This is a genomic window from Photobacterium sp. SKA34 (assembly GCF_000153325.1).
Lineage (GTDB): Bacteria > Pseudomonadota > Gammaproteobacteria > Enterobacterales > Vibrionaceae > Photobacterium.
Window position 1 is genome coordinate 1,012,738 of the sequence record NZ_CH724141.1, and the last position, 16,895, is coordinate 1,029,632.

General features: G+C 42.1%; 14 protein-coding genes. 11 read left to right on the top strand and 3 right to left on the bottom strand.

What is annotated here, in order from left to right; translation table 11 throughout:
• The first annotated feature begins 233 nt into the window (after positions 1-233).
• The 5 genes from SKA34_RS23510 (at position 234) to SKA34_RS06045 (ending at position 3,742) form a co-directional block, all read left to right on the top strand.
• Positions 234-551, top strand: coding sequence for a hypothetical protein (locus SKA34_RS23510; RefSeq protein ID WP_232284228.1), 318 nt, complete (start codon positions 234-236; stop codon positions 549-551).
• The gene (locus SKA34_RS23515; protein WP_006644609.1) at positions 538-1,095 is read left to right on the top strand and encodes an Ig-like domain-containing protein; all 558 of its coding nucleotides are present in this window, start codon (positions 538-540) and stop codon (positions 1,093-1,095) included. The genes SKA34_RS23510 and SKA34_RS23515 overlap by 14 nt, the downstream gene beginning before the upstream one ends.
• Before the next feature lie 449 nt (positions 1,096-1,544).
• Positions 1,545-1,802, top strand: coding sequence for a hypothetical protein (locus SKA34_RS06030; protein WP_006644610.1), 258 nt, complete (start codon positions 1,545-1,547; stop codon positions 1,800-1,802).
• Positions 1,803-1,815: 13 nt separating this feature from the next.
• On the top strand, positions 1,816-2,064 hold the full coding sequence (locus SKA34_RS23285) for a hypothetical protein (protein WP_039859744.1): 249 nt from the start codon (positions 1,816-1,818) through the stop codon (positions 2,062-2,064).
• Between the two features lie 529 nt (positions 2,065-2,593).
• Positions 2,594-3,742, top strand: a complete 1,149-nt coding sequence (locus tag SKA34_RS06045) for a multidrug effflux MFS transporter (protein ID WP_006644613.1) — start codon at positions 2,594-2,596, stop codon at positions 3,740-3,742.
• Positions 3,743-4,033: 291 nt separating this feature from the next.
• Here SKA34_RS06045 and SKA34_RS23135 read toward each other — a convergent pair whose 3' ends face one another.
• Together SKA34_RS23135 and SKA34_RS06050 are read right to left on the bottom strand one after the other, a co-directional pair.
• Positions 4,034-4,186, bottom strand: a complete 153-nt coding sequence (locus SKA34_RS23135) for a Hok/Gef family protein (RefSeq protein ID WP_157044451.1) — start codon at positions 4,184-4,186, stop codon at positions 4,034-4,036.
• 503 nt (positions 4,187-4,689) lie between these two features.
• Positions 4,690-5,070: a hypothetical protein gene (locus SKA34_RS06050; protein WP_223295690.1), complete on the bottom strand. Its 381-nt coding sequence runs from the start codon at positions 5,068-5,070 to the stop codon at positions 4,690-4,692.
• A 1,439-nt stretch (positions 5,071-6,509) separates the two neighbouring features.
• Between SKA34_RS06050 and SKA34_RS06055 the strand changes: the two genes are divergently transcribed.
• The 6 genes from SKA34_RS06055 to SKA34_RS06080 all read left to right on the top strand — a co-directional run bounded on the left by SKA34_RS06055 (position 6,510) and on the right by SKA34_RS06080 (position 15,525).
• Complete coding sequence (locus SKA34_RS06055; protein ID WP_006644616.1) at positions 6,510-9,152, top strand: hypothetical protein; 2,643 nt, start codon at positions 6,510-6,512, stop codon at positions 9,150-9,152.
• A 15-nt stretch (positions 9,153-9,167) separates the two neighbouring features.
• Positions 9,168-9,917 carry an ADP-ribosyltransferase gene (locus SKA34_RS06060; protein ID WP_006644617.1) on the top strand — a complete coding sequence of 250 codons (750 nt, stop codon included), beginning with the start codon at positions 9,168-9,170 and terminating at the stop codon, positions 9,915-9,917.
• Positions 9,918-9,931: 14 nt separating this feature from the next.
• Complete coding sequence (locus SKA34_RS06065; protein WP_006644618.1) at positions 9,932-10,705, top strand: ADP-ribosyltransferase; 774 nt, start codon at positions 9,932-9,934, stop codon at positions 10,703-10,705.
• 112 nt (positions 10,706-10,817) lie between these two features.
• A complete protein-coding gene (locus SKA34_RS06070; RefSeq protein WP_039859751.1) occupies positions 10,818-11,558 on the top strand; it encodes an ADP-ribosyltransferase in 741 nt (246 codons plus the stop codon).
• Between the two features lie 57 nt (positions 11,559-11,615).
• Entirely contained in the window at positions 11,616-13,904 is a 2,289-nt protein-coding gene (locus tag SKA34_RS06075; protein ID WP_006644620.1) for a hypothetical protein, read from the top strand.
• 4 nt (positions 13,905-13,908) lie between these two features.
• A complete protein-coding gene (locus SKA34_RS06080; RefSeq protein WP_006644621.1) occupies positions 13,909-15,525 on the top strand; it encodes a M91 family zinc metallopeptidase in 1,617 nt (538 codons plus the stop codon).
• A 398-nt stretch (positions 15,526-15,923) separates the two neighbouring features.
• Here SKA34_RS06080 and SKA34_RS06085 read toward each other — a convergent pair whose 3' ends face one another.
• Positions 15,924-16,733: an endonuclease I family protein gene (locus SKA34_RS06085; protein WP_006644622.1), complete on the bottom strand. Its 810-nt coding sequence runs from the start codon at positions 16,731-16,733 to the stop codon at positions 15,924-15,926.
• Between the last annotated feature and the right edge of the window lie 162 nt (positions 16,734-16,895).

Sequence of the window (16,895 nt, forward strand, 5' to 3'; positions counted from 1 at the left end):
CAGTGGCTTTTTTATTCATAAATCATCGCTATAGCTATTATTGACTTTATCGATAAACCACAATTGTTTAATGAGTGTGATAACCAAGTGATTCTGTTGTGCCCTATGCATTAAAAATGTGCGACACATATAGCGTGAAAGGGTTTAATTTCACTGCCGGTCACGCCGACGACTATGACCCAAGTACCCCGTATTACGTCACGTGCTTAGCGAATACCGAAATGACGTTAAACATGAAGCGTTACAGCGTGTTAGCGAATGGGGACAAAGTGGTACTAGCGACGGTGACTCAGCCGACAGAGGGAAATGGGATCACGCTCGATAAGTTAAGTGGCATCTTGTCGGATAACGATGTGAACATTATCACCCGTGCTGATAGTCAAGGTAAAGTGACGACGCTCACCACGAGCAGCACAAAAGCCGGGAGCTACCGTTTTAAGGTGACAGACAAAGGGGATGCATACAATGAATTGATCAGCCCAGAGGTGACCTACCTTTGCAAACACGGCAACATTTCCCAACGAGACGAGGTTAGTGGTGACCGAAGATAATGCCGCCGCAGACGGAAAAGCGCAAGATGCGTTACAAGTGACGGTGGAAGATGCCAACGGTAACCCGGTGGCGGGATTACCGATACGTGCAGAGAGTCTGTCCAGTGACACCGCGAGTGCGAGTGTGAGCCCTGCAACGACAGACGATAATGGCCATACGGTGGTGAAGGTCAGTGATACAGCGGCCGGCTCGGTCGATATTATTGCCCGTTTAACGCGCCCTAATGGTGAGGTGATGGACTCAAGCACGGCCAGTGTTACGTTTGCGGATGTGCCCTCGGGCAGTTATCCGTGTCCTGATGACTCTTTTGCGTGTCTACCGGTGTTGCCATCAATCAATAACCCTGGTGTGTGGTACACCCCAGACCCTGAGTTGAGTTACCTTGAGAAAATTAACTACCCTTCAGATTACACGGACACATACAGAGAAGGAGGGAAAGATGGTTTACAAGGGTTTAGGGCGGTGTTGTTTAATCACACCGGTCAAGCGGAGCGATGGTGCCAATATCTAGCGCAGACTCATTACCATGGTCGTAGTGACTAGACACTGCCGAAGAAAGAGGTGTTAGTGTCGTTATATAACGAATATAAAGCGGTGAGTGCGAGTAATGCTTTGTTTACAGCGAAATCTTGGCCGACTCGCTACGGCTACTGGTCGTCCTCGCCAAGCGAGTCTTTTTTATACTACGTGGACCTCAACGGCGGCGGCAGCGCTGTCGCCGGTGGGAGTAACGGCAATTACGTTTCTTGCGTCTCAGGATAATACTGGGTGTTTCGCGTTGAGTCGTTGGCGTTTGCTCTTTTTGCTTTTTAAGTGAAACGAGGCGTTAAAAAGGGAAAGCGCCCTAGGGTCAACCTTAACATAGACCACTGCGCTGTAGGCGCAGTGGTTTTTTCGCAGCAAAGCACATATACGTTTTATCAATATGTGCCGTGACAGTCAACGCTATAGCGTTGAGAGACAGGGTGAGAGTAAAACAGAGGAGAGAGTTGATGTTGATAGAACAAAAAGTGAAGTTATCAAAGAGTGCGGCAATGAAAAGCGTGCTCGTTGGGGTAAAAGAAGCGCACTTTGTCCGATTTTACAACGAAAGTTTATTTTTATGGCAACAGTGGGTCAGACAACAAGGGGGGGTTGCCGCCGTTAAAGGTTTCCGTGAAACCGGTATTAAAACTGAACAACGACGTCGTGTATGCAGGTGGTTTACCTATCAGTGTGTTATTGAAACGTGGGGTAAGGCCCAATCGTAATGGCGTCGTCAATATGGGTTGCGTTCCCATTGTCGTAACGATGAACGAATATGACGGTTGGTGTAAAAAGCATGCCTTTGCCGCGGTAAATAAGACGAAAAACGTGCAGAAAAATGATGATAATGACGTGTTTTTTCCCCTGTACATTCCCCGTTTATTACTGCAAGCATTACACGCTGCCGCTCTGACGGACACCTGTTCACCTGACGACAAAGCACTGCTCAAAAAACTTGCGCTATACGCCGGTATTCATCCATTTTGATAAGGTGCCGTTTAATGAAAACAGGAAACATAACGAGTCTCTCGTCCCTTACGTGTATTAAGGTTACGGCTTTAATCATCGGAGCCTGTATGTCATCGGCATTTATGACCTGTAAGGATAACTTCTCCTCCCCGACGTACTCTTTATACATGATTACTCGTGACAAATAATGTATAAAATGGCACAAACGACCAGCCGCTTTAAATTCCAGAATGCCTTTTTCAAGCAGGTTCAGGGCTGCATTTACGTCCCGAACGATGCCCGGAGTGTCGCAAGATGGGCGAGGATTTTCGGCGAAATTGCTGAAGAAAAAAATATTATTTTTTACGCTTTGCATCCACAAAACAATCTGCTAAATTCTTGCCAAATACTCATCCACAAATGAGTGTGTAGCATTATAGAAAAACGATAAATCCTCTCAATATCGTCATTCAACTCAGCCCCCCTAATATTAAAGTTTATAAAAACAACAACTGGATTGATTACTATGTTTCCCATATCTTACGATGGAAAATGGTTCAGATATTTAATGGTTTTTATCTTCCTTGGCGCTGCAATGGAAACCGATATTTATCTTCCGACATTTCCAGAGATACTGAATAATTTCAATACGAATGCCGTCATGGTGCAACGTATTCTCAGCTACAATTTTATCGGTATTTGTTTAGGCTCATTAATGTATGGTCCTCTCTCCGATCATTTGGGTCGTCGAAAGATCCTAATGTTTGGCTTTAGTGTCTTTTTGGCGTCGAGTATTGGCTGTATTTTTTCAACAAAAATAGAGGCATTACTTGCTTTTCGCTTGTTACAAGGATTTGGCAGTTCAGCCTGTGTGATTGTCGGAACTGCAATGATCTTTGATTTATTCGATGAAAAGCCAGCAGCCAAATTGATTGCAGATATCAATACATTGGTCGTTAGCCTAATGGCACTCGCGCCTTTGATTGGGAGCTGGATAAGCCTACATATGGGTTACAAGGCAAACTTTGTTTTTATTGCCGCACTTGTATCTATATCGGCAACAATGTGTTTCCTGTTTTTACCAGAATCACTCAATGTGGATAAAAGAAAAAAACTACAGCTAAAGCGTGTAGCGACTGATTACAAAACAGTATTGGCATCTCCTGTCTTTTGGTGCAACACCTTAATGACGAGCTTTATTTTTGCTACCATAATGGTTTATGTCTCTAACATGTCTTTACTGTACATAGAGCAATTAAATGTGAGCCCTGATGTGTTTCCTTTATATCAAATGGCAACACTGGGTACATTTGTGATCGTAAGCTTAAATAACGGACGCTTGATTGATAAATATGGCATCGAGAAATTAAAAGTCATAGGTCTTGGCATTATTTTTCTGGCGCCGCTTGTCTTTTTTCTTGCTCCAGATTCCATGATAAATACGCCACTGTTTTTAACGAGCACAATGTGTTTATTTTCTACAGGTGCTGGTTTATCAGCAGGGCTATTTTTTGCAAAATCCATGAAAGTTTTTCCCGAGCTCACCGGTATAGCAGCATCATTAGTTACCGCTATTCGTCTATTTATTGTTTCAGCGGCAATTGATTTAGGCAGTCAGGTTTATAATGGCACAGCACAGTCTATTATCAATGTGATGACAGGTATCATTGTTGTGTTAGCTGTTCTTTCCTTACTAAACTTTAAACGCCAAGCGTAGCTGACAGATAACAAAAGATAGGGCTCAACGCCTCCCAAGCATTGCGAAAGTAAAAGCAGAAGGTAAATATCGTGGTCGCCGTGTGAATGAATCTCTGCGTCAAGATAGTTGGGAGCAGTTAAGTCTTGGCTGACGTTATTCAGAGATACAACGAAAGTGAGGATGTAGCAGAGCGACAATCGCTTGGGTGGTAAAGAGAGGTTAAATATAAAAAGCGTGGGTACGCATTGGCAATGTGACCCAACAAAACCTGAAATGGTGAGGCATTGCTGCCTCACTATTTAGGTTTGATTATCTCACTTCGTAGGCAAGTACCGCTTTAAAGAGTGGCGTACCAACCTGATACTGAATTTCACACAATTCATCCCTGACGCGTGGCAATGCGACTAATAATGTGATACTGACAGTTTTATGCCCCTGACAGACAGCCAAGAGCACCCGCATTGTTTATACCTTAACTCTCCTGATGTTTATCAACGTTATGCCTAACTTTGCCTGCGATTAAGCGATCTGATTAACTCGTTAATATAGAATCTATTGCATATGATAACGGGTTGAAAAAAGAAACATAAAGGGAGTTACCCACCGAAATGGTGGATAAAAAAACAATAACTTTGCGTCAATGAAATAGATAACTAGTATTGAAAGTGAGGGGATTGAAGATCTTCTAATTAACTCGCATCAGGTGATCTTCATTGCCCCTCTAACCCAACATATCTCTTACTATGATCTTATTTGTTAGGTTGTTGAAACCCTAATGACCACTCAATCACGACTCGCATATAAAAACTGCCCTACTAAAACATGCGATCTAAAGTGACCCGATATACGGTATACAGAAACAAAATATGTATTTTAACTATGCTGAAAAAAATCGACATCATATTGCCATACTATGATCTCGATAAACGTTCGAAAACCTAACATATAAGGATATGTGCTTTTTACTACAAAACGTGAATGCCATTGATAGTGGCACTTAACTCACCGTCCTTGACCCAAGAAAACTCGAACTCAACGGTCAAATCAGTGATTTCACCATTGACAGGGAAATAGAATCCAAAAAGGTAACGGCCGTCATTACATTCCATGAACTCTGGTGTGCAAAACGCGATATCAGTATTCTCGATGTTAAATTCTGATCCGCCCTCGTAATAGTCAAAAATAGCCTTTCTTATTTCCATTTCCCCCCAACGCGTACCGTCATTGTTAGGGACAGTTACCAAATCAAGAGCGTGTTCAAAATTATGCTGTGACAGGTGACAAAGCCATTTTTGACAATATGCTTTTAACTCGGATTCAATACTTTGATTTAACTGTTTGAGCATGACACCGTCCTTAGTAACATAACATTCTATTAGTGCGCATGCGCATTTACACTCTTTGGCAGTAATAAAATCATCACCACTCACTCATTGCCTTTAATTTTTTTACCCGAAAAAACGCAATGAATCTTAGCGGCAAAGAGCGGATGCACATTTAATGGCGCGCTATCTTTTATGATAAATTTCTAGTCGATAAAATTTACTCGATTAAATTTTCATTCGCAATTCTTTGTGTATGGTCACGTTCTAAAACCACGAACCTTCTGTGATATTGCCTTTAAAGCGCTTTGTTTCAGTGCGGCGTTCGACCCGCAGGATGGTCTGTTGTACCTTCTCACCCTCCCTGTGCTGTGGCGAGAATAAAGGGGCGAAAAGTGGAGAGGTAGTGCGCATACCATACTGGAAGACTCCGTCTTTGAGACACTGGCGGTGGAACTAACGACAGTATTGATGACGCTTACTGGTAGCCGAAAAGCAGCATCGCCCGTTCAGTGCCGTGAGAAGTCACTCTTGAATGCGATTTGCTTTGTTATCGATTAACGAACGACGTCAATTGTGATGTTTTTTATCAATAGGAGCCCCCGTCCCAATCGAAAAGCATTAACGTGCAAAAGGAAGGCAATACTTTTCCTTATCCACTTTGGTATGCCAAATACGCCGCGAACAGTCCATCCACTGACTCATCCGCGATTTTGATTTGATGTTGGAGTCGTGCGTAACATGATGCGCAATTATCAAAGCGATATAACCCCCCGTCATTGAGTGCAAAATGCGTCTATAAAGTTGAAGCATTATATTGCCATGCCCATAAAATATGATAAATTATTACAAACTAACTCAGCAGGGTATCACTAGTAATTGTTTCAATGATGGCGTTGTTTGAATCGTTCACCGCGAGCTCGACTTGGCGATTGATCCGATCGTCGACCGTTTTAATCAAAAGGCATTCTTCACCTTTTTGTTGTTAACCGTCCCTGATCGCGTTAGGCATGAAACACTGCTCTCTTATGCCATCACGACCTGTATTCTGATGATTCTCAACACTTCTTCTGATGAAACGTAATATCCTATTTATTATTGTCTTAAGTGACGAATAATTGACAACAAGCTGAGATAAAGAGCAGGCTGTGTCTGGTCTCCTTGTTTGATGTGTTGCGAAATTTTATAAAAATAAAAAGAGTGCCATGCCACTTTGATAGGGGCGTTTTAACCGGCACTTTTATATGCAGGAGAAATAAGAGACTAAAAAAGTTTGGCTGTATATAAACCCAATGATCCCTCGGCATCACCCAAAGACTTAGCGCTACGTCCCTTCCAGTCTCAAAGTTTGCCCACGAGAGCATCTTAAATTAATAACGTTTCATTTCCTGTTGCGAATACGTAATCGGAGGTTTGCTGCTTCCTGCAAGAAGCGAATAACTTCTCAAACCAAGGACAGTCATATGAAGTTACCAAAATTGGTATTAACCTGTGCCATTGCTTCCTCCTGTGTTAATGCCTTTGAAGTCTGCAACATTGGCGATGAATACAAGGTATTGGATCGTGAAACCTTCCACAATGTACGTAAGTCAAATTACCGAAATTTTAGTGAAGGCGTAACGTCAGACACGTTATTTTCATCTGCACCAGAACACCACGCTGATATTCGCCCTTCGCTTGCTGAAGCAGAGGACGTTTTCCCAGCAACCGCATCTCTGCTAGAAGTCGGCCCTGTTAATGTTGCCGTGCTTGAAGCCGAAGAAGCGGCGAGTTTACTTGCGACGATCGGGCGTTCGACGGCAGGTTTTGCTAAGGGCGTTTTTAACGCTTTAGGACCGGTGGGCGATACCATTGCCGTGGGATTATGGGCAAATGATGTGGCTCACGCTTTTGAAGATGAGACAAAAACGTCTTACGATCGCTTTGCTACGGTGATGAGCTTAATTGACTGGTTTGGTGTTCTTAATCTCCCTAAACGCGATATTGATCACAGTATTTTAACTGCTCGTTGGAATCGAGTTGCTGCGGGTGAGCATTATAGCTTTACCGTTCATGATGACATTATTACTCAACAAGATAAAAAAGATAAGCAGCACTGGGCGGATCTTTCAACGGGTCAACAACGTATGCTTGAAGCGTTGGCCAAGGGCTATGCCACTGATATTACGCTTAAGTATCAACAGCATTATCAAGTGGCGTTAAAAGCACAAGCCGTATTGGCTGAGACGTTGATTAACTCGGTGGAGAGTGAAGTCCAGAAGGCTATCTTTAATAAGCTCGCGTTAGAGGGGGCGAATACCAAACTGTTTCCTTCTGATCTTGCATCCACTTGCCGCCCTGAGATTGATGCGTTGTTAGCTTTGTATCCAGAGCATGAAGAAAACAACGGCACTCCAATGTATGTGCCATCAAAGCGAGTCGCCAATCGAGCCTTAGCGCGTTTGCAGCATTGCCAACAAGATCATTTGGATTTAACCGTCGCGGTACTGAATAAACTTAGAAATGAGGAAATAGAAGGTTTAGATAGCCAATCACTGCACCAACTTCACCAACACGTGCTCAATGCGAAGATCAAAATCGTCAAGACCGCGCATACCCAGCTTGGTGCGCTTAGAGCCAAGTTAAAGCAAGAAATGTACGCGGAAGGTTTGAAAGCGATTGATCGTTTGTTCGATTCAGAAGCGGTGGCGAAAGCGCATCGCTATTTTAAAGAACAAGCGGATTACTTAGCAATTGATGAGATGTCTCGCAGTATTTTTGGGCGCCCAGCGACGGCCACAGAGCAACATCAAAAATACTTTGTTATTCAGGAAGGATACCAGAAGTGTTCGCGAGTCTGGATGCTTTCGGTGAGCCCGAGTTTCGTCGAGTGTACAGAGTATACCTGGATTCCTGAAGAGAGAGAGCATTATGACTCAGCGAAAGATGATGTGATTTCGCAGATGGTGATGCCAAACCGTGATGCGATTAAGCGCGTGTTTACTCAAACGATGGATGCATTGCTCAATGAAGGTTGGCGCTCTCAACATGAAGAAGCGTGGCTGGAACAACAGCTCCTAAGTCATTTCGATAAGCAACGTTTTATCAGACAAGCGGACGCTGATAAAGCACGAGTTATGCGTTGGGTGTTTGATTCCAGCGCGACGCTAAAAGCGGAGTGTGGTGGTGGTAATGCGTGTGCCGCTTGGTCTTCGAGTTACCTAGAAAAAGAAAATTTATCGCCAAAATCGTCATTGCACCACATTGCTGATTGGTATGAAAGCATCAAAGATTCTGGGTATAACGTGCATTCAAAGCGCGTCGAAAAACTGGAGGGACTCATTAGCTCAGCATTAGAGAGCGAGTGGCTAGCAACGCATGTTAATGGTTTTTATAGTTATCTTTATCCAGGAAGCTTTGATATCGATAAACATGCTCCTTTAATTGCCTCAGCGCTAAAGGCGTCTCAGTTAAATATCAGTCATCCTGCTTCGGCATTGCCGTTGGCGAAAAGCGTTGTAAAAAATCAGATTGTAGCAGCGATGAGTGTGGTTGAGAGCAAGGGTGAAGCATGGCTTGCTAAACAAATTGGCGATTTTCAAAGATACATCAGTATTATCCATGCGCAGAATATGTCGACAGGTCACTTCGCATCGGGAGAAATAGGGACAACCGCCCTTCTGTCTGAACCATTACCTGCACATTTACTGCGTTATATGACGTTGGACGTTTATTACAACCTTGACGATAGCGATTCTACTTATTACTCACTTGATAAAAGTGGCGAAGACATGAGGTATGACGTTCGTCTTCATGCATCGATTGATGAGTTGTTCAGCGCTACTTCTGCATTGGGGAAAAAGATCGATCTTCTGGTTCAAATGAATGAAAACTTTACTGAGCTACCGGGTCGAACATGTCAGATTATGTACCCGCCACTGCGAGAAGCCTTATTTAAGGTCGCCGGTGATGAATCATTGTATTGGTTAACACCATTTTCTGATTGGTTTAACAGTGTGACTCGTCAGCAGTTAGAGCTGTTTAGTGCGATTCGATTCGGTGTGATCAAGCAGAATGAACTACGCCTACCCTGTGACTTAAGCCCAAATAATCCTCAATATTGGTAATGGGAGGAACAGACGATGTTGAGAGTGATTTCACTCTGTATTCTCTGTTTTAGCTTTGCTGCTCAGGCTGCGCCTTTTGATGCTTTAAAGGCGCCTTTACGCTGCCAGAGTCACGTCGATGAATTAGCGTCTCAATTTTCTGATTGGGTGAAAACGTCCAGTGGCTGGCCCGATAAATTGATGACGGCGAGCGAAGCTGAAGCGTTAGAACACTTTTCCATTTCTGGTTATCAGTTCGCCAATGATTACTTGAGGGCTACGGATACCTCTACGTGGGGTAGGGCAGGTAAAAGTGCGAAGGCCTTTATTAAGACGGTTCGAAGCGCGATGACAAAACTGCCTCGCTACAAGGGAGTCACTTACCGTGGTGCATGGGTAAAACTGTCGCTTTTGAACAAATTGCAAGTGGGGGATGTGGTAGTTGAGCCCGCGTTTACATCAAGCAGTGTCATTCCTGAAGTTGCCAAGCGTTTTGCGGTTGTAAGGCCGAACAATCCGCAACCGGTACAGCGTGTGTTGTATGAAGTTCAAGTGAAAAGTAATGGTCGGGCACTTGGCGGTTGGTTTGGTTCTAGAGGAGAAGCTGAGGTGTTGTTACCCCCTAACACTTATTACAAAGTCACGAGCATCGAGTTTCATCGAAATGTTGTAATGGTGGCGCTCGAGACAATTTCATCTCACGAAAAGACAGAGGGCGTGACATATAACCTTTATTCGGGTGAAGAGATAAGCCAATCTTATTGGCGTTCTCTCGTTTGCGGTTGAGCAGGGAGCAAAATATGTATAAACGAATAGTGGCTGCACTGTTAGCGGGTGTTGTTCAGCACTTCGCATTTGCAGAAGACTTTACTGAGTTTAAAGGGCGAGATATGTCGCCTATGCAGCAAGAGCAGATGGCAAATGATCTGATGGATTGGTCAATCGCTCATCATAAAAAAGCAGAAAGAAAGATGATCCCAGAAGAATACTCGGCGATTAAAGATTATGGCCGCGTCGATCATGATGTTATTAAAGAGTATATGGTAGCTGGTGAACCGAAAGAGTTTCTGATGCCAGGGTATGCGGAAGCACTAAAAGTCCGGGTTGCTCATATGCGAAGCGTAATGGATAAACTGCCCAACTTTAAAGGCACGGTCTATCGAGGTTCGTCAATTAAGAACAGCCTGCTGGAAAAGCTAAATGTTGGTGACATCTTGCATGAAAAAGCTTTTTTATCGACATCAACCATTCCAAGTGTGGCGAGACACTTTTCTGCTGCGGAAACATATCAAAACGTTTCAGCGGTTCAATTCAAAATTGAGTTGAAGTCATCAGGGCGAGCAATCAATGCTTATACGTTCAAAGCGTATGAAGCTGAAGTTTTGGCTAAACCGAACACGTATTTTCGTGTTGAAGCGATTGAGAGAATGTCACCGGAAAAGAATTACATAAAATTAAGAGAGATAAAAAATCCGGCCAATTACCTAAAAGCGGAACCAGATATACATATTTACGATAGTTTTAGTGGAGATGAAGTGTTACTTCGCACCCGTTCAGCATTGTTTTGTCTGTGATAACCAATACCTCTTAGGAATATATTCATAAGAGGTATTATTTAATAAATAAGTGATTAGGGTTCTCCTCGTTACCTTTGAGGCGATCTTATTTCGTCTATTGGTAAATAATATGAAATTTAGAAAAGTATTATTGGGTTTATTATTTCAAGTTTGTTTTTGTGCTTATTCAATAGCAGGTTTGAAATACAATGATAACTATTACACCAGTTCAGACATAAAACAGATCATGGAGATTATGTCTGAGCCTGGTATTGATGATTATAAAGAATTTAACCAGCTAAGGGGGGAATTATACGAGCAAGCAGAGATTCAAAAAGGGCTACTTTCGGAACAAGAGGCCGCTGCACTTGCTGCGTATCAAGACTATGCTTTTGCATCGACTCGAAAAAGTTTTATCTCGGGTGTTATTGATGAGGAAACCCAGAATATAATAAATCATATAGATTCAGCATTTGACATCGGTTTTAAATATCAAGGCGTTACCTTTAGAGGTGAACGTGAACTGGGGGCTTATATATCCGATATAAAAGTGGGCGATATTGTGAGCCCTAGCGCTTATGTTTCGACCTCTATATCAAAAGATGTCGCTTATAACTTTCATTCAGGTCATCTTGCAAGGTTTGAATTACAACAGGGTAAAAGCGGTATTGTCATACCAAGTGTTATTGATGGCGAGCTGGAAGTTCTTATTAATAGAAACTCTTATTTTGAAGTGACTGCTATTAAAACGAGTTATATGGGAACTCATGTTGTTTATCGAGAAGTTAGTGCCAACTCAGTAGGTAATAAGAAAATAAAAGATATGCATAGCGGAGAGGAAATAACCGCCGATGAAGTATGCGTTTTTTAAATTTTTTTATGAACTGTCCAGTTTTACTCTTTTTAAAATATAAATAACGTCTTCCTTATGTATTTAAAATTACTACTTAGTTTCATTGCTTTGGTGACATTCAGTCCGGCGACGTATTCATTGTGCTTTATTGATGGTGTGCCTGATACGCAAAGCTTAAATAGCTTCGATAGCCAGCGCTTAGAAGGGCAGCTCCACCAAGAGTTTTTCTCAGAACCTCAGTTAGGCTCTACCTTCGGAGAGCTAGAACATTCTTTTCAGCAACCGTTATTTGCCGAGGCATGGCCTTCAACGGCAAAACTTTTAAAAACCCTGCCAGCAGCGTCTGAAAGTGTAATAGCTACTTCAGCGATATTGAATCGCCTAGGTCAAATTGGCAGTGCCACATTGGAAGTGCTTGGCCCTGTTGGCGATGCTTTTGCTGTAGAGGGGTGGGCAGAGAACATGGTGTCTACATTTTCAAAAGAGTCGTCGACGCGTTTAGATAAAATTGCCTCTATTTTTTCGATTGTTCCATTGGTTGGTGATGAGCTAAATATGCTGTCTAATGATATTAAATACTTTGCAGCGAAAGAGAAGATTGAGGAGTTTGAATCTCAAACTCACTATGTTTTTAATGACCATCATCCTGATTTTCATCGATTCCATCATAAAAAAGAGGATGTAATTCAACTGATTAATCAGTACGACGACCATGTCAACGCATCGATTAAAATGTATATCGACCAACTGTTGCTCGCTGCGGATACGGAGTACCGTCGTATTGCCGCGGGCTATGATCGTCAGCTTGTGAGACAAATGACGAGGATGGATCTCGAACATATCAAGGTTTACGGTCATATATCTGGGCAATCAAATCTTAATCACCCTTTGTGTTCTGAAGTGGAGGATAATCCAGCTATTTTGATGAATTGTGTCAAATCAAAAGGGTTGGCACGAATTCAATTGATTATTAATCAGCTTTCATCGTCAGAATTCAATCAACTTCATTTAAAGCTGCATAAAGTGAAGCGTTCACTTGTACAGACGGCCTTGGAAAATTTACAGGAACACAAAGAGAAACTGCGCACGAGTGTCATTGTTCGTGCAAAACAGCATATTCCTTTGATCTATCAATACACTGGGCTTAATCGACGTATATTGGAAGAAAGGGCGATAATGAGTGGGTTGCGTGAATATGCGAAAGCAAATTGGAATCTGGATTATTTATCCGATGAACAAATACGTACAGCGACATTTGAAGTGAGTCCAGCAAGAGAGTGCTGGGGGATACCGTCAGTCTATCCTGGTGGTATTCAAGCGTCGCTCGATGCATGTAAAGACTCAGGGCCACTCTATGACACTTATCATTTCTCTAAAGATCAAGAACTCGTGGCTGTGATTGGAAAGTCGCTGGACTTCGATGTGGAATCATATGTTGAAACGAAGGTAAACAATGGCTGGGAGTCAGGGTTACTTCGCACCAAATTGGGTGACCTAGCTTACGCGTATGTAGTCGGTCAACTATCGAATCGAAGGTTTGAAACCTTAGTCACACAGCTCTCTTCTATTGAAGTGCTGTCTTATCAAACAACCCTCACCGAATATCTAAATAGTCAGGGACTGGATGGCAACGATCCTGAACAGAGGAAAGACTGGTATCAGCTTAGTCGTTGGTACGAGTTACTTTTGACAGAAAGGCCATCAGGAGGAGCTTTAAGTATTATCACGCAATATGAAAGGTTCCATGCTTTCATAAAGCCCGTGTTCGAAAATACAATCACGGCGGCTTATATTCGCGATATTTATTACTCGATCCCTTATCCAAGTATGTATTCAGGAAAAAATCTTCAATTTTATTCTCCAATTATGGCGAAGACTTTTGACAACGTAATCGTGAGTTCCGACAAGAACACATTGCAGAGAAGCTTAAATAGAGCAGTGTCAGAAATCATGGAAAAAGTCACGGAAGTGAAAACAGCGAATGAGTTGCATTATTTACTTGGGGACTTGGCTTTGTACGCGCAAATTGCGCAACACCAACAATCGGAAGTGCATGTACTGACGACGGATAGTTACGCTCCTCAATTGTTTAACAGTTCATTATCAGTCGTGAATAGGCAATACCTTAATGAAGCTCATTTGAATACTATTTCTCAGCAGGTGATGATGTCAGATCAGCATGCGTTGTGGCAAATGCTCTCTCATGTTGGCAGCCAATTGTCTCAAGGTAAGTTGGATTTGGCGATTACACAACTGGGGGATGTGATTAGGAACAACGATATGACGATGCTTCCCTATATTCATGAAATTCTTGTTCAAGAGTTGGAAGAGCTCATCGAACTTCAGATTAAGATTGAGAGCTAGTAATATGAAAATACAAGCAAAAATGATTTCTATTATTTTTATATTATCAATATGGGTTGGAAATGCTGTCGCTGATGGCCGTGAATATATGGAGGAGTTTTATGCCGCTCCTGATGGTGTGAAAGTCATTTACGGCTACAACTCTTCGCAGTACGGTAATCTTTATCGAGTATCAACTAACTTGTATGTTCAAACAAAAGATGACGCTTACCTTGCGGATATTAAAGTGCTTATTCATAGACTGAAAATGACACCGACCGGCCGAGAAGTATTACGCCAAATCGCAGTTTATACGCCGGTCAATGCTCCCGAGGATGCTGTAGGGCCTCTTATTGAGCACCTTCAAGGTGTTGATACAACCAAGGTGAACGTGGTGACCGTCATTCGCGAACCGGATAGTGCTGGTCGCTTATTCGAAACAGTCCCTTCGTCCTTTGTTGATAAACAAAAATCAGCGCTGGTTTACCCGCGACAGTTTGATGGAAAAGGCGTGTCAAACACGGTGTTTTTTTCGACGAAAGAAGTGGTCAATATCCCGGGTACGAATACGCCTTTTGACCAAGCTGTGGCGCTAGGTCATGAGTTAATTCATGCTCGCGATTACGCTTCAGGCGCGATGCCTCGGGGAAGCGTGTTACTCAAACATCGTCATCCTGATACTAAACAATTCACCGAGTATTCGATTGACAATGCCGAATATCAAACGACGGGAATTTCTCATTTTAATAATGCCGAAAGTGGCAGAGATGCAGAGACAGAGATAAGTACAATTCGTAATGATCTTATTACATTACGCGAAGCGCTGTACTATCAATGGAATGCTAAAGGGCAGAATAAACCGAAAGCGTACCTGAAAAATGAAAAGGTAGTGAGTGAGTTTCATTTGGCTGAGGATCTTGGTGTGTACAAGAGAAATACTTACTGGCCTTCAAGACACTACCACTATCATCCTTATGCGGTTGAAGTAAGGCCTGCTGACGCGGTATATCAATCACTCAAGTGGGACACGTTGGAAGGAAAGCAAGCTCATACTGAAGTGCGGCGCGTTTTGAAGCAGTCTTTGAGTGAAGGCAAAGAGACGGCGATTGTACTTGTTGATGCGGCGGAGCAGGGTTTGTCGCAAAGCCTGAAAAACTCGCCAGTCTTAACGAGACGCGGTTTAGGAAACCAAAGTGCCATTTTAAGTTATGCGGCTAAAAACAACATTAAAGTGGTGCATGTTTATAGCGCTGAAGACGAAAAGTCCCTGATGAGTTTGAAAAATAAGAAACGCAGCCGAATGTATCATTCGATATCTGGGCTGCCCGACAGTTCAGGAGGATATACAGATGTCCAGTTTAGTATGGATAATCAATCGTTGCTTTTACAGGAAATTGAAGGCAAAGAAACCGTACTTGTGATTGCGTATTCTGATAGCCAACTAACAGCAAACATTGTGGATAGTTTATCAGACGATCTAAATCGAAAAGTGCTGGTATCACGACATTCAAATCTAGATTATCTTCCTTCAGATCTGAATGCGGCAGAGAATGCTGCTTGGTTGAAGATTCGCGAAAAGCAGAATGTGAATATGCTCGGATCCGGTAGTCGTAGTCGTTTCAACATTTGTCATATTCAGTAATCTGTCCGTGATATTAGTTTTTTGCCCATTTCAGCAAAAGTCCAAAGTCTGTTTTTAGTCCATGTAAATTAATAGGGGGGGTTATGACGCCGTTTAAAACTAATATCCATTGATGCCAAATGATCTCTTTCATGTTAATACGCAGCGGCAACGTTGACTACCAACATCAATTATATTTTCACCATCAGGTGGGCCAAAATAGAGTGATGCCAGAGCGCAAGTAGCTAAGCAAAGTAAAACTATTGCTGATAATATTTTCATAGTTATTTTTATAATAGAAGTAAGCGACTTCTTAGATGAGAGATAACGAAAAGGGCAAAAGCACTCACTAGTGAACTATTACTCATTACAGCTCACTCTACAAATGAGTGCGATTTATACTCGTTGAAAAATGATGATTAAAATGAACATCGACTGGCGTAAATGGCGTTAACCCATTGAGGGTTATCGATAAAAGGATTTCGATTACCCTGCCAGATTACTGCTTTTTCATGACGAAGCCTTTCCCATTCGTCAACAGGATCTGCATTATGCCATTGCAGTAATGAACATAATTTACCAATATTTGGCACACCAGAGTGAGTGGAGGTATCGTCCGCAATAAAAAGATCAGGCATATTCGCATCCAGTCCTTCATAACGCACTGCCATGTAGAAAATAGCCCGAGCAACGTCACCTTTCACCGTATCACGAGGTTCAAAGCTGTCATTATCTGTTTTATTAAATGGCGATTTTGTTAATGGTTTACCACCAAAATCAAAAGCTTTATTGGAGCGGATAGAATTAATCTGCACATCGGTAGGTTGTAAGTGATGGATGTCGGTATATCCCCACTGATTCTTTCGCTTAAAGCCTAATGATTTAGGCCACAAATGCTCGCGATTCCATGCGTCTTTGTTATTGTTTCCTGACGCAGTAAAGTCTTTTGATTGTGAACGACCACTATAAAAAAGAATCACATTATTCGGATTATTTGGATCTTCATTCATGTCTTTAAGCGCAGACCAAACTTCATTGTAAGTTAACTGTTTTTGACCTCGTGAAGCGATAATAGAAAGCATATTTTTGAGTGCTTTTCCTTCCATCCCTTTCGCTTCAATATAATAGTCATCAATATAAGTATTATCAGCAAAGCTGCTAAAACTGATTGTCGCCGTAAAAAAAACAATCCAGATCTTAAAATATTTCTTTTTTTTATTTATTTTCATCATAACCTTTATATTGAAGCTAATTTTTACTTGCAACTATACTTAACGTAAATTAACTAACACGCAACAATAAAGCCCAATAAATGTGACAAGGGAATGCTTTTATGGAATAAAAAAGCATAAAAAAATAGACAAAAGAAATATTTTCTAATTATGAGCCTT

Bases quoted from the DNA above. Each gene is read 5' to 3' on its own strand.
- SKA34_RS06060 (WP_006644617.1), top strand. From the start codon at position 9,168: ATGTTGAGAGTGATTTCACTCTGTATTCTCTGTTTTAGCTTTGCTGCT.
- SKA34_RS06030 (WP_006644610.1), top strand. From the start codon at position 1,545: ATGTTGATAGAACAAAAAGTGAAGTTATCAAAGAGTGCGGCAATGAAA.
- SKA34_RS23135 (WP_157044451.1), bottom strand. From the start codon at position 4,186: ATGCGGGTGCTCTTGGCTGTCTGTCAGGGGCATAAAACTGTCAGTATC.
- SKA34_RS06055 (WP_006644616.1), top strand. From the start codon at position 6,510: ATGAAGTTACCAAAATTGGTATTAACCTGTGCCATTGCTTCCTCCTGT.
- SKA34_RS23510 (WP_232284228.1), top strand. From the start codon at position 234: ATGAAGCGTTACAGCGTGTTAGCGAATGGGGACAAAGTGGTACTAGCG.
- SKA34_RS06085 (WP_006644622.1), bottom strand. From the start codon at position 16,733: ATGAAAATAAATAAAAAAAAGAAATATTTTAAGATCTGGATTGTTTTT.
- SKA34_RS06075 (WP_006644620.1), top strand. From the start codon at position 11,616: ATGTATTTAAAATTACTACTTAGTTTCATTGCTTTGGTGACATTCAGT.
- SKA34_RS06045 (WP_006644613.1), top strand. From the start codon at position 2,594: ATGGTTTTTATCTTCCTTGGCGCTGCAATGGAAACCGATATTTATCTT.
- SKA34_RS06070 (WP_039859751.1), top strand. From the start codon at position 10,818: ATGAAATTTAGAAAAGTATTATTGGGTTTATTATTTCAAGTTTGTTTT.
- SKA34_RS06050 (WP_223295690.1), bottom strand. From the start codon at position 5,070: ATGCTCAAACAGTTAAATCAAAGTATTGAATCCGAGTTAAAAGCATAT.
- SKA34_RS06065 (WP_006644618.1), top strand. From the start codon at position 9,932: ATGTATAAACGAATAGTGGCTGCACTGTTAGCGGGTGTTGTTCAGCAC.
- SKA34_RS23285 (WP_039859744.1), top strand. From the start codon at position 1,816: ATGGGTTGCGTTCCCATTGTCGTAACGATGAACGAATATGACGGTTGG.
- SKA34_RS06080 (WP_006644621.1), top strand. From the start codon at position 13,909: ATGAAAATACAAGCAAAAATGATTTCTATTATTTTTATATTATCAATA.